At 61.5% G+C, this 13,560-nt stretch carries 8 protein-coding genes; 4 read left to right on the top strand and 4 right to left on the bottom strand.

All coding sequences use genetic code 11. From position 1 onward, the window contains the following. Window positions 1–1,828 (top strand): PEP-CTERM sorting domain-containing protein (locus VGY55_21740; protein HEV2972605.1); only part of this gene is annotated, 1,828 nt, incomplete at its 5' end. Window positions 1,829–1,896: 68 nt separating this feature from the next. Next, window positions 1,897–3,147, top strand: a complete 1,251-nt coding sequence (locus VGY55_21735) for a serine hydrolase (protein ID HEV2972604.1) — start codon at window positions 1,897–1,899, stop codon at window positions 3,145–3,147. 189 nt (window positions 3,148–3,336) lie between these two features. On the opposite strand, the gene VGY55_21730 is transcribed toward VGY55_21735, so the two are convergent. Together VGY55_21730 and VGY55_21725 are read right to left on the bottom strand one after the other, a co-directional pair. Further along, on the bottom strand, window positions 3,337–6,222 hold the full coding sequence (locus VGY55_21730; GenBank protein HEV2972603.1) for an insulinase family protein: 2,886 nt from the start codon (window positions 6,220–6,222) through the stop codon (window positions 3,337–3,339). A gap of 369 nt (window positions 6,223–6,591) precedes the next feature. Further along, entirely contained in the window at window positions 6,592–8,502 is a 1,911-nt protein-coding gene (locus VGY55_21725; GenBank protein HEV2972602.1) for a DUF4838 domain-containing protein, read from the bottom strand. 297 nt (window positions 8,503–8,799) lie between these two features. Between VGY55_21725 and VGY55_21720 the strand changes: the two genes are divergently transcribed. Next, entirely contained in the window at window positions 8,800–10,983 is a 2,184-nt protein-coding gene (locus VGY55_21720) for a DUF1549 and DUF1553 domain-containing protein (protein ID HEV2972601.1), read from the top strand. Window positions 10,984–11,086: 103 nt separating this feature from the next. On the opposite strand, the gene VGY55_21715 is transcribed toward VGY55_21720, so the two are convergent. Both VGY55_21715 and VGY55_21710 read right to left on the bottom strand, forming a co-directional pair. Beyond that, window positions 11,087–11,590: a GNAT family N-acetyltransferase gene (locus VGY55_21715; protein HEV2972600.1), complete on the bottom strand. Its 504-nt coding sequence runs from the start codon at window positions 11,588–11,590 to the stop codon at window positions 11,087–11,089. Between the two features lie 19 nt (window positions 11,591–11,609). Next, window positions 11,610–11,954 (bottom strand): DUF1778 domain-containing protein, encoded by a 345-nt coding sequence (locus VGY55_21710; GenBank protein ID HEV2972599.1) that lies wholly within the window; start codon window positions 11,952–11,954, stop codon window positions 11,610–11,612. Between the two features lie 395 nt (window positions 11,955–12,349). On the opposite strand from VGY55_21710, the gene VGY55_21705 reads away from it, so the two are divergent. After that, the gene (locus VGY55_21705) at window positions 12,350–13,510 is read left to right on the top strand and encodes a DNA-binding transcriptional regulator (GenBank protein HEV2972598.1); all 1,161 of its coding nucleotides are present in this window, start codon (window positions 12,350–12,352) and stop codon (window positions 13,508–13,510) included. Window positions 13,511–13,560: the final 50 nt, after the last annotated feature.

The raw sequence follows: 13,560 nt of genomic DNA, 5'->3' as shown, positions 1-13,560 counted from the left end.
GTTTCACCGCGTCGTCGCCAACGCCGACCTCACCTTCGGCAACGCCGACTACCTCCTGCTCGTCAACGCCAACTCCGCTCACAATATCGCGATGGCCGGAACGAGCAACGGCATCCGCTTCAACGACGGCAATGCCAGTTTGACGTTGACCGGAACGCTGCACGGCTTCGGAATGACGTACAACAACGGCGGCGGTGGCACGCTCGTCGACAACGGCACCATCTCTGCCGACTCGGCCGGCAACACGCTGGCGATCAACAACACCAACCTGACCGGCAGTGGCGTGTTGGAGGCCAAGAACGGCGGCATTCTATCGATCGGAGCGGTCATCAACGGCGGCGGGTTGAAGGTGAACGTCGATAACAACCCAAATAGCATCGTCGAGATCAACGGCGGCGGCGTCACTGGCACGCTCGGGACCAGCACGGGCACGGGGCTGAGCTTTGCCGCTAACGGCAGCAACTATATCTCGAACGCCACGATCGCCAGCGACTTGACCTTCGGCCAGGGCGGATACGCGCTCGTGTACAACGCCAATTCGGTCAGCGGCAATATCAACATGGCCAGCACAAGCAACGGCATCCGCTTCAACGACAGCAATGCCAGTTTGACGTTGACCGGAACGCTGCACGGCTTCGGCATCACCTACAACAACGGGGGCGGCGGAACGCTTGTCAATAACGGGATCGTCGCTGGCGACGTGAGCGGGCAGACGCTTTACCTTGAGACCACGAATCTCGGCGGCAATGGAGTCTATGAAGGGATTAGCGGCGGGACGCTTTCCATCGGAGGGCAGCTCAACGGCAACAACGCCGTCGTTCATGCCGACTCGGGCACGGTGATCGTCGACGGCGGCAGCCTCACGGGCAGCTTCGCCGCCGCTACCGGCGCCGGCTTCAGCTTTGCCGCCAACGGCAACAATTATCTCAGCAATGCCACCATCAACGGCAATCTCACGTTCAGCGGCGGCGCCTACGCCTTGTTGTTCAATGCCAATACCGTCAACGGCACCATCAACATGACGGGAACCTCCAATGGCATCCGCTTCAACGATGGCAATGCCAGCCTGACTCTCGGCCCCACCGCCAAACTCCACGGCTACGGCGCGACATTCAATAACGGCGGAGGCGGGCGGCTGATCAACAATGGCACGATCGCCGCCGACGCTCCCGGACAGACTCTGGCCCTCAACAACACCTTCATCACGAACAATGCCAGCGTTGCGGTCGTCGCCGCCGCCACGCTCTCCGTTGGCGGCATCATTACGCAGAACTCGGGCGAGACCAAAGTCGATGGCTCGCTCAACCTCGCCAACACCTACCAGATCAACGGCGGCATTCTCAGCGGCACGGGCATGATCGCCGGCAATATCGATAATGTGGCAGGCGCCGAACGCGCCGGCGATTCGCCAGGAATCCTCACCATCGCTGGTAATTACATGCAGGAGCACGCCGCAACTTTCGAGGAACTGCTCGGCGGCGCCACGCCCGGCAGCGGATACAGCCAGTTGGTTGTCAGCAATCTGGCCACTCTCGATGGCACGCTCGACGTTAGCCTGGTCAATGGCTTCAAGCCGACGGTCGGCGAGCAGTTCGATGTCCTGCTTGGCGCTAATACCGGCAGCTTTCCGTTCAACACTTCGCCCGACCCAGGCTTCACGTACTCCGTGGCGTATCTTCCCGACCGCGTCCGCATCACGGTCGATACCGTGCCTGTGCCCGAGCCCTCGTCGCTCGCACTACTGCTTGCGGCAGTGGCGTTGATCGCTTTTCGCCGGCGACGTTTCATCCGCGTTTCTCCCTCTCCCTCTGGGAGAGGGTTGGGGTGAGGGTGCGTCGTCTCCCGTTTCAACCATGGCTAAGACTGTCAGGCGACATTGTTAAAATGCCATTGCCCATGATCCGATGCTCGCCTCCGCTCCCTCTGCTCCCTCTGCTCGCTGGCTTGTTCCTTCCGCTGTCGCCATCCGCGGCAGAGGATTATTATCCGCCGCCGGATAGTGCCGGGGGCTGGCGGGCGCCGCCCGATGCCGCCGCAGCGCGTAAAGTTGCGGGCGTCGATATCGGCCGGCTCGACATGGCGTTCGACTATGGTTCGCGCACCAGCCAGCATGGCGGTTTGCTCGTGGCTCGGCACGGATGGCTCGTGTACGAGAAGTATTACGGCCGCGGCAATCGCGAAGCCAAGCCGGCGATGGCTTCGATCGGCAAGGCATACACGAGCATCGCCTGCGGCATCATGCTCAAGGAAAAGCACGAGCAAATCCCCGACGGTCTCGACCAGAAAGTCTTCACGCAAGCCTACCTGCCCGAAGCTTTCCCGCTCGACGATCCCAGAAAGGCCGACATCCATCTCGGGCAATTGCTCTCGATGGCGGCCGGGCTGCATGGCGAGGGGACCAATCCGGGCTTCGTGGACTTCAAGCCGTCGGTGAAGCTCGACGCAACGGCTTCCAATCGCGGGCTTGGGCAGGATCAAAGCGCCCTGCACACGCCGCTCTGGACCAATCCCGGCGCGGGCTATTCATACACTTCGCAATCTCCGCACATCGCCTCGATCGTGCTGCGGCACTTGGTAGGCATGGAGATGCAAGCCTATCTGAACGAGCGGCTGGCCAAACCGATGGGCTGGGGCGAATGGGGCTACGCGCTCCAGCGCGGCGAGACCATGTTGCCTCATACGCCCGGCGGCGCCGATACGGCGATCCGCTCGACCGACGTCCTGCGGTTCTGCTATCTTCTGCTGCACAAAGGCCGCTGGGGAGACCGGCAGCTTGTTCCGGCCGACTACGTCGAGGCCTGCGGCCGGCCCTCGCCCTATCAACGCCATGCTCCATTCAGCCTGATGTTCGAGATCAACGCCGATGGTCACGTGGCCGGCGCCCCGCATGATGCTTTCTTCAAATCCGGCGGCGGCGGGTTTGGAATCTACGTCGTCCCCTCGCTCGATTTGGTCATCTACAAGATGGCCGGCAGCGACGAGCAATACGATCCCCGCCGCACGGGCTTCGCGCAGAACTACCCCTACGACGGCTCGCGCGACCACTGGAAGCCGGCCGACCACAGCCAATTCAGCGACGGCCCGATCGGCACCGACGACGGCGTGCGCCGGATTTTGGAAATGGTCGTCGCCGCGATGGTAGGCTAGAGCCTATCCAAAAACCGCCTGGGCAAAGGGGACAGTCCCCGTTTTGCTCCGCCGACCATCGCGGCGATGGTGCCCGCGCAAAAGGGGGACAGTCCCCGGCGGTTCTCGGATAGGCTCTAGAAGTAGTTTCAATACCGCAGGGGAGCAGGAGGAGACTCCCCGGCGGTTCAATGCTACGTCCCGGTAGGGTCATTTGACTGGCGCCGTAGGCGCCAAGCCGATGATCGTCGCTTTGTCGGCCGCGAGATACAGCTTGGCAAGCGATTCGAGATCGGCCTTCGAGATCGCCATATAATCCGCCTTTCGCCCCCGCGCCGCAGCCAAGAATTCCGGATGCTCTTGGCAATGGCCGAGCAGATTGCACCAGTAACCGTTGTCGAGATCGTCGAGCGAAATCAACACAGGTTTCATCGCCCGATCGAATTCGTCGTCCCCAATCGAGCCGGCGGCCAAATCCGCGCCAATCTTGGCCACCAGCGGGCCAATCTGCGCCATCTGCTTCGGATCCACAGTCATCAAGGCGGCGAGATAGCCATAGTCCGGGAAGGCGTCGCTCGAATACTGGACGACTTCCGGCGTGTAGGTCGCCCCAAGTTCTTGACGCACCTTGAGGCGCAGCCGGTCGTTCAGCACCGCGGCCAACGCCCCGATCCGCCGGTCGCGCGGAATGTCTCGGCCGCCGGAGGTGGGCCAACAGACAAACGAGATAGCGCAAGGCGTCTCGGATGCGAATCGGAATTCCTTGGTTTTCGTCGCGACGGGGAACCTGATGTCGCGCTCCTTGGCGAACGCCGGCTTAACCGCGGCACGGTCCGGAAGTGCTCCCACTGTCTTGGCGGCCAATTGCAAGGCTTCCATGGGATCGATGTCTCCGACAATGGCCACTTCCATATAACCGGTCGCGAGCGGATTGGCCAACCATTTCTTGAGATCGTCTAAAGTGAACTTGCGCATGACTTCCCGCGGCGGCGCGATGAAGCGAGGATCCGCGGAGCGCAGGAACCCGCAAGCCTCATTGAATAGGACACCAGCGGCCGTGTGCTCGGTCTGGGCATAGAGGCCGTCGATGACCAGAAGGAACTGGTCGCGAGTTTCTGGGCGATATCCCGGAGCGGTCAAGTAAGCCGCACACAATTGCAGCTCCGATTCAAGCGCGGCCGGTGCGCAGCTCCCGGAAAGCTGGAACGACTCCTCCCCGACGGCAAAGTTAATCGACGCGTTCTTGCCGGCCAGAGCGCGATTCAAGTCGGTCAGACTATGCGCCTCGAGCCCGCCGCCGGTGAACGTCAAGTTGGCGAAGATATTGAGTCCGCACTTGTCGGCAGGCAGTTCGAGCAGGCCGCCGCCGAAGCGGACGAGCACGCGCACGTTGTTCTTCTCAAGTGGCGTCCGCTTGATATTGACGCGCACATTGTTGGCGAAGACCGCCTCGGTAATCGCCAGATCCTTCTGAACCTGCTGTTTGACAATTTGCCCCGCCGGCCCGAAGTTCGTGTACGCCCAGCGGCCGGCTTTCTCATCGGCGGGCGGGTTCACGGCCATCGAGCGACTGAGACGATAGGCGGCCAGAATCTGCTCGGCGCCATCCCCTGCGACCTGTAGATTCCCTTGCACCCAAATTCTCACTCCCCGGGAATCCCATGAATCGCGTAGGACCCTTACGCACTCTTCCTTTTTCAATCCGGCAAGAACGTTCTTGAGAAGCGCCAAGTCGTCCGCTGGGGAAGTGACGACGTGGTTCTCGGCTAACGAATCGATGATTCCTCCGGCTACGTCGCTCGACTGACGGGTTTCAGCCTGATCGGCTTGCGCCTGGCCGATCTTGAGAAAGATCGCCTTCGCCTCATCGAACTCGGCGTCGGTGAATCCATATTCCATCGCGCGCCGCAGCTCCTGCTCGAGAACGCCGAGCGCCGCCTTCCATTGCGACGGCTGACATACGGCCGTAAGGCTGTTTAAGTCGGCTAGATTGTATAGCAGCTCGTGGCGAGCGGCGCCGAGTTGTATTACGGCATCTTTGGCGGCCGCCAGTTTATCGAATCGCTTGCTAAGCATCACATTTGCAAACAGGCGCACGATTTCTTGACGCTGGCGGGCGACGGAATCGGGCGCTTCGGCGTGTAGCGCGACCGCGCTCATGACGATGGAAACGACTGGCAGGTCCTTCTCGACATGCATTTCAGCAGTCACGCCTGTCGCGGGCGAGACGCTTCCAATCGACGGATCGGGCTGCTCGCCGCGATGCGCCTTAGCGTCTTGAAAGTTCCTGCGGATCAGCCGTTCGACCCTGTTCGCGTCGAATTTGCCGGCAGCCACGATCACGGCCCGGGCCGGTGTGTACCACGTCTCGTAGAAATCCACGAATCGTTGCGGCGACAGGGCCCGGACCGTTTCGATCTTTCCAGCCGGCATCCGCCGGGCCACCAAAGTGTCCGGGATTGTGAATTGCAATTGCGGAATCAGAGACCGATAGTCGGCCGAGTCGCGGGCCAAAATCTCACTGAGAATCACGCGGCGCTCCCTTTCGATCTCCTTTTTATCGAGGAGCATGCCGTCGAGGAAGTCGCGGAAAAGTTTCAGACCTTCGTCGGTCGTTTCTTCGTTGGTCCGCGGAAGTTCAAGCTGATAGACGGTCCTGTCGAACATCGTACAAGCATTCGTATCCGCGACGAAGGCCATGCCCAGGCGCTGGAGGTATTCAATTGTCTCACCGGCGGGAAAATGCTTGGTGCCGTTGAACGCCATGTGCTCGAGAAAGTGGGCCATCCCCTGCTGGTCTTCGGCTTCCATCCGCGAGCCGACGTTCATGTAGAGCCGAAGGCTGGCGCGGCCGGGAGCTTGTTGGTTGGGCAGGATGACGTAGCGCAGCCCGTTATCGAGCTTGCCCCAGACCGCACTCGGGTCGGGCCTGAGGTCGCTGGCTTCGTGCGGCCAAGGCTTCGCGACCGTGCCGGCCTTTGACGCCGCAGCGATGGATGAACTGGTTTTGACCCTGAGAGTTCGAGACGGGCTCTCGGCGCGCGCGAATACAACGAAGCTGAGAACCGCACAAAATGTAATCAGAGTAGTTTTCATGATTGTTCCAAAGGGGTTAAAGCGGCCTAGGAACGCCTCACGAATCCGGCGCGGACCATTCCCCTCTCCACGGGTCGGAAGTGTAAGGCGCACTTGCGCGCGGCGAAGCGCGAAGTGATACAAAAAACGACGTCCCCTGGGCGCGCGGCGCCGCGTCGTCCTATGGGGGCTAAATGGTGAAGCGCAGAAACGCGCGATTTGTTACTGCCAGCAAATCACAGTGACGGCCCGGAAGTGATTTCCGCGAATTGAGAACGCCTAACAAATCCGGCTGGGCGAAGGGGACAGTCCCCGTTTTGCTCCGCCGACCATCGCGGCGATGGTGCCCGTGCAAAAGGGGGACCGTCCCCGCCGGAATTGTTGGGCGTTCTAACGTTGGGCCCGCGTCCAGACACGCTCCGCGCCGGTGAGGCCGGCGAAGTTTGCCTTATCGTACTCGGCGTTCTCGTTGCGGAAGTCTGCGAGCGCCTGGTGGGTTTTGGTAAAGTCTGTCTTATCCCCCGTGTCGACGGCATGCTCGTAAGCTCGTTGCGCGGCCAAGATCAAATTGGCGTGGGTCAAACCCTTGGCCAACCATTCAACTCTTGCCGAGGCCGTGGAATCCTCGGCCGTTCGCGTGCGGGCCTTTTCGAGAATCGATCCGGCGGCGGCCATGAATTGCGGCGTATAGATTTCGCCGGCCAGCAGGTAGTATGGGCCATACAGCCCGCAACCATATTTCCGCTTCGCCTTGATCCGGTTTGCCTGCTCGGCCGCGGAATACTGCGGATATGCCGATTCGCACAACGCGAAATACTCTTTGACGGCCTCTTTGGCCGGACCGAACGCGGCGCAGAATTCATCGATCACGCCGTCCATGGATGCCTCCGGATGGTTCAGGATCGTAGCCAGCATATAAAGCGACGGCCCTTGCGTAGAGTATTTGCTGGTGAGCGAATCGAAGTCGGTCCCCTTGAGCCCGTGGGCTGCGGCGAATTTCAGGTCTTCGCCGAGCGTGCGGGCATAAAAGGCGGGAAAGTTCTGGGCTTGAAGCGTATAGTTCGGCCGCAGGAACAACGTGCAGCCGGTCTGTTCCCAGCCGCTCCAGTCGTGGCGGAACACGGCCGAGTCTTCCTTGCTATAGCCGAAGATCGACTCCTGTGGCACCAGGCCGCAAAGCACATTCGCGCCCAGGGCCGCCTTGATCGGCGGCTTGCGATAATTGTCGTAAACGTAGCTGACGACTTTCACGTCCGGGCGGGTTTTGACCGCCTGATCCGAAACGTTTCGCCAGAATCTGGCGTAGCGGTCGGAAAGCGAGCCCAGCTTCAGCGCCCACGGGCCACGGCTGCCGTCGCGACCCTCGAACACATTCCTCGCCGCTTCCAGCCGCTTGTCGAACGGCACAAGATTGTCCGGATCGGGCTCGTCCCACGACAGACATCGTTCGCACGCGCAGCCCGCCCAACCGTCGTTCTCGCAGACGTTCAGGAACTCCGGCGCGCCGTGGGCCTTCCAATCCGCAATGATTTGCGTCACCAAACCGGACTCGGAAACGCACATGTGCACATATTGCGTATCGCCCTCTGAATCCGGGTCCAGCCGCCGGGTCCCGTCCGGCAGCATGCTGAAATACTCGGGATGCGACTTGCCAAATCGCGCCCAATAATCGCCGAACGAATGCCCGTATTTTGGCTGCACGCTCCTGCCGAACCGTTGCCGCTTGAGCCAGATCTTCTCCCCCTGCGAGCTGCCGCCGCGCCACTGCTTGAACCACAACTGCGGCTTCACGCTCGCATCCGCGGGGGCCAGCGAGAGATCGTTGCGCGGCGGGATGATCTCGCCAAGCTTTCCAGGCCAAAGCCAGCGAACCTGCATCTGGCTTTCGAGAATGTCGTAGACACCGAACAGCGTCCCCTCGTGCGTATCGAGACCGAGCGGATCGCCCCGCGAGTCGCTGCCCGCGATGAACAGATCATTGCCGACGGTCTTAACGATGTAGCCATTCCCAGGAAGGCGGGAAGGGTCCAGTTTGGCCATCCCGGTCGCTTTGCAGTGCCCGAGATAGACGTGCGCCCCAGCGGGCAAATCCTCCGCCTCGGCGGCGATCGGCAACTCGGCGCCCGTCGACGTATGCACGTGGTACTGCAATTCCTTTGCCGCGTAGTTTTCGACCGGCAACGCGTCCGCCGGCACTACGATCGCCGCGACCGGCTTGCGGTCGCGAACCAAATCGACCGCGACGGCCGAACTGCTCAGCAGGAACAATGCCGCCACGCTCGCGAGAAGTGCATTTCGCATGATGGTTCTCTGAGCGCCTAACAAATCCGGCGGGGACTGTCCCCCTTTTGCGGAGTCCGCGCAGCAAAACGGGGACTGTCCCCTTCTCCCAGCCTCGTCGCCAGAACGATCATCGGAGTTGTTGCGACGGCCGTCAAGCCAGCGGCTCGACGATCGCTGTTGCTGCCGGATCGTTCGCGATTGAACCCTGGACCGCTGACGGTTAGCATGGAGGCTGCTGACCGGTCGCGCGGCGTTGAAACTGCAAGGGTACGAGGGGCAAGAAGCTATTGGGTTCCTGTCGGAGAGGTGGCAAAGGTGTACACGATCAAGCGATTTGCATTGTGTCTGGTGATTTTTCTCGCTTGGCGCGGCGGTGCTCTCGCTGCGAACAAACCGTCCCGTGCCGACGACAAGCCGGCGCTGTGGGTGCTCAAACCGGTCGTTCGCCCAGAAGTTCCTGCCGGACTCACACAATCGCCGAACCCGATCGATGCCTTCGTCGCGGCACAGTACGCGTCCAAGGGTTTGAAGCCGGTCGGCCCGGCCGACAAGCGGGCGCTATTGCGGCGCGTCTATCTCGACCTGATCGGGATTCCGCCCACACCGGCCGAGCAAGAGGCCTTTCTCCAAGACGACAGCCCCGACGCATATGACAAGCTGGTCGATCATCTGCTGGCCAGCCCGCAGCACGGGGTGCGCTACGCGCGGCATTGGCTCGACGTGCTGCGCTATGCCGACGTCGATGAGCGGATGATCGCCGCGCCTGGGATTTACTTGTGGCGCGATTGGGTGATCAACGCGCTGAACGACGATTTGCCCTACGATCAGTTCGTCCGCACGCAATTGACCGGGTATCGCTCCACTGAGCGCACGCAGATATCGAGCCTCGGCTATCGCACGCGCGCCGAGCCGCGGCCGGACGATATGTTCGCACAGGGGTTCCTGTCCCGCGCGGCGGTCTTGCGCGACGCCAAGGACGCCCAGGAACTGGCGATCACTTCGACGGAAACGATCTCGACGGCCTTCATGGGGCTGACGGTCGGCTGCGCGAAGTGCCACGATCACATGTACGATCCGATTAGCCAGCGCGATTTCTACGCCATGAAGGCCCTGTTCGATCCGCTGGTGGTCAAGAAGATTACGCTGGCAACTCCGGCGGAAGTTTTCGCCAACGGAAAGGCGGTGGATGCGGCCGCCAAGGAGCGGGCGGCCATCGAAGGGCCGATCGAGCAGCTCATCGCCCCGTACAAGAAGAAGCTGTACGAGGACCGCGTGGCGATGTTGCCCCCTGAAGTGCAGGCCGTGATCCGCAAACCGGAGAAGGAGCGCTCGGCCGAGGAGCGGAAAATCGCCGACGACTATTATCCCGTGTTGCGGATCGATTCGGACAAGATCAGGGAAGTCATGCCCGCGGCGGACCGTCAGCGCTATCAAGAACTGGAGAAGCAACTCGGCTCGCTCGACCGAGAGGGGCGCAATTCCCTGCCGGCATTTTGGACGGTCGAAGTCGATCCGATTCGCGCTCAGCAGAAGAGCTACATCCTCACGAGCGGCGATGCCACGCGGCCGGAAAAGAATCATGAAGTGCAGCCCGGCTGGCCGTTCGCGCCGGCCAACATCGACTTCCACGAAGGGCGAGTCGAGGCATTTTCCGATTGGCTGACCGCGCGCGACAATCCGCTTTTGGCCCGCGTGGCCGTGAATCGCCTTTGGCAATGGCATTTCGGCGAGGGTTTGGAGAAGACGCCGAGCGATTTCGGCGCCCTCGGCGGCGTTCCGGTGAACCCGCCGCTGCTCGAATGGCTGGCAGCCGAGTTCACTAACCGCAACTTCAGCATGAAGGATATGCACCGGCTGATCGTCACGTCCGATACCTACAAGATGGCCTCGGAAGCCGATCCGGAAAACCTTTCCTCCAATCAGAAGGTGGATTCAAGCGATGCGTATCTCTGGCATTTCCGCTTGCAGCGGCTGGAGGCCGAGCCGATCTGGGACTCGATCCTCACGGCCGCAGGGAACCTCGACACGAGCGTCGGCGGCGCGTCGTTCGACATTTCCCGGCCAAGTGGGCGGCGTGGCGGCGGCTTCCGAAATCGCCCTCGCACCGACAACCGCGTCAATCGCCGCGCGGCCTACATGATTCGCGGGTATGCGACCTTCGGCGACATCGTGCCCCATTTCCTCAAGGCGTTCGACGTGGATGACGGTCGAACTCCCTGCCCGGTCCGCACGCAAACGGTCACGGCCCCGCAGGCGCTGTTCATGATGAACGGCGAAGAGATCGACAAAGCCGCCACGAGCTTCGCCGATCGGCTCAAGCACGATTCCGGCGGCGATCTGAGCGCTGCCGTCGAGCAGGCCTATCGCACGGCCATCGCCCGGCCGCCTTCCTCAGCCGAGCGCGAACGAGCACTGGCCTACCTCGAAAACGATCCGGCCCGATTGAAAGACTTCGCCTGGCTGCTATTCAACTTGGACGAGTTCGTTTACGTGCGTTAATCGCATGTGTTTTGAGTGACCGACGCCGGTCGCCCTCCGCAGGCCTTTAGGGGCTTTGCCGATTGGAATTCTCTGCCGACGGACCCGAAGGTTCGGCAGCGCCTTAAGGACCAAGCCTTCGAATCGCCTGGATCGGCATGATCAGATGGTTCGGATCGTCTTCCAACGGCGTGAATCCGAAATGGATGTAGAAGTTGCGGGCCGCGTCGTCGATGGCGACGACTTCGACGGCTCGGACTCCAATCTGCTCCGAGAGAAGCAGCGATCGACGCAGCGCATCGATCAACAGGAAAGAGCCGAGGCCCTGGCCCTGTTCGGTTCGCGAAACGGCGAGTCGCCCGAGCAGAACGACTTGGATGTCGATCCGTGGCAGGCCCTTGGCCTGCTCGGCCGCGAACGACTCGCAGCGAATCGCGTGATTGGAAAGGGCAAAGTACCCAAGCACCGTTGTCGCCGGCGGCCGAGTGGCGACAAACGTGCGAGCCAGATTCCTGCGCTCGAATTGGGTCGCATACCGCTTCAGCCAGTCGTCGAGCGCGGCGTTGCCAAAGTCGAACGAATCACGGACGTGAACGTTCTGCAGCCGCTCGATGTCCCAATTCGGCATTTTGACCCAATAGCTCGAATCAGTCGCGACGCTTTCTGCGGCGCTTTGCGGATTGGGATTGCGTCGGCGGAGGGCCCGACTGGCGACCAAACTGCTTGCGATAGCGCTGCACGGCTCGCTTCAGAGCCGCGTTCGGCGCGGCATCTTCATCGTCCAAGATGGAAATGAACAAATCCCGGTCGCGCCGTGAAAGCTCCGTCACGGATCGCCGCTCGATCACGGTTTGCGCCGACTCGACAAGCGTCGAGATTGCGAAGTCGCTGACGGACTGGCCGAGTTGAGCGGCGGCGTCTTCGATGGTGCGCTTAAGGTCTGGAGCGATCCGGAAATTGAGCCGGGCATCGCCACCGGTGGTCGTGGACATCGCGTCGATCGGAAGAATTGAGGTCGGACAATAGGTTAATTGCGTTCATCAACTATATGCTATTGTGTGGCAAATTGCCACATCGATTGGGATGCGACAAGACTCGTTGAGATTTCACGTATTTATCTGTGAGTATTTTTTGCTGTGTTTCCCTAAAAACCGAGGGCGATCGGCATCATTTCGACACGATGAATCGCGCATCGGCAGGTTTTCCTGTTGGATATCTGCGCGCGATTGAGATATTTTAGATCAGTCGAGTGCGCTCGTGCGGGAGCGGCTTTCCGCCTCTTCGGCGTCGCCCCCGGCCTCCGTCGTTCCCGCTCTCGACGTACGTAGTGTCCAGCAGTTGTGGGATCGCCTTTTTCGTCCGAACGATGCCGCCGCGGGGCAATCCAATGGCCAAACGCCCGCAAGTCGCCCTGCTGATCGAAAGATCGAACGCCTACGCCCGCGGCTTGCTCCGAGGCATTTACGCGTATCTGCGCGATCACGGTCCGTGGTCGATCTATCTGGCCGATCAAGGATTGGACGATTCGCCGCCGCCGAATTGGTTGAAGAACTGGCGCGGGCATGGGATCATTGCCCGCAGCGTGACGTCGCGGATCGCCAAGGCCGTGCGCGCAGCGGGGATTCCGGCGATCGACGTGAGCGGGAGTCGTCTGTTCCCCGACCTGCCTTGCGTGGAAACCGACAACGAGGCGGTCAGCCGGCTGGTGTTCGATCATCTGGCGCAGCGCGGGTTCCGGCAATTGGCCTTCTGCGGCGACGATCGATTCGCCTGGTCCAACGAGCGGCGCCACTGGTTCACGCAGCTCGCGGAGCAAGCCGGCTGCCGACTAGAGATCTATCCCCTGCCCGATCGCCGCCGGCACAAGCCCATATCTTGGCAGCAGGAGGAAAAACAGCTCGTCGATTGGATCCGCCATCTCCGGCGCCCGTGCGGAATGATGGCCTGCAACGATCTTCGCGGCTGGCGCGTGCTGGAAGTTTGCCGCCGGATCGGGGTCCGGGTGCCCGACGAGATCGCCGTGATCGGCGTCGATAACGACGAATTGCTCTGTAACCTCACGGAGCCGCCCCTATCGAGCGTCATCCCCGACACGCTGCGCATCGGCTACGAAACCGCTCAACTCCTGGACGAAATGATGCGCGGCCGCAAAGCCGGAGAAACCCTGCGCCTGATCAAGCCGGCGGGACTGATCACGCGGCATTCGAGCGACGTGCTGGCGGTGGCCGATCCGCAGGTGTCGGCCGCGCTCCGCTTTATCCGCGAGCACGGCGCCGAGGGGATCAAGGTCGAAGACGTGCTCTCCGCGGTTCGCACCTCGCGAAGCATCCTCGACGGCCGCTTCAAGAAGGCGGTCGGACGCACGCCCCACGAAGAAATCCTTCGCATCCAGCTTCAACGGGTAAAGCAATTGCTCGAGGAATCCGACCTGCCGCTGGCCGCCATCGCCGCACGAACTGGCTTCAAGCACGCCGAATACTTGAGCGTCGCTTTCAAACGGGAAGTCGGGACTTCGCCGGGCGAATACCGGGTGCGGAGCAAGCAGTAGGCAGCGCACCGTAGCGGGCGGGTGGCACTTGGCCAGCGGGGCGCCCTCTG

The sequence above is a fragment of the Pirellulales bacterium genome (assembly GCA_035939775.1).
In the GTDB taxonomy this organism is placed as follows: domain Bacteria; phylum Planctomycetota; class Planctomycetia; order Pirellulales; family DATAWG01; genus DASZFO01.
This window is presented reverse-complemented; position numbering and strand designations above follow the sequence as displayed.

Coding starts and splice junctions, on each gene's coding strand:
- VGY55_21705 (HEV2972598.1), top strand. CDS start 12,350: ATGGCCAAACGCCCGCAAGTCGCCCTGCTGATCGAAAGATCGAACGCC.
- VGY55_21725 (HEV2972602.1), bottom strand. CDS start 8,502: ATGCGAAATGCACTTCTCGCGAGCGTGGCGGCATTGTTCCTGCTGAGC.
- VGY55_21735 (HEV2972604.1), top strand. CDS start 1,897: ATGATCCGATGCTCGCCTCCGCTCCCTCTGCTCCCTCTGCTCGCTGGC.
- VGY55_21715 (HEV2972600.1), bottom strand. CDS start 11,590: ATGCCGAATTGGGACATCGAGCGGCTGCAGAACGTTCACGTCCGTGAT.
- VGY55_21730 (HEV2972603.1), bottom strand. CDS start 6,222: ATGAAAACTACTCTGATTACATTTTGTGCGGTTCTCAGCTTCGTTGTA.
- VGY55_21710 (HEV2972599.1), bottom strand. CDS start 11,954: ATGTCCACGACCACCGGTGGCGATGCCCGGCTCAATTTCCGGATCGCT.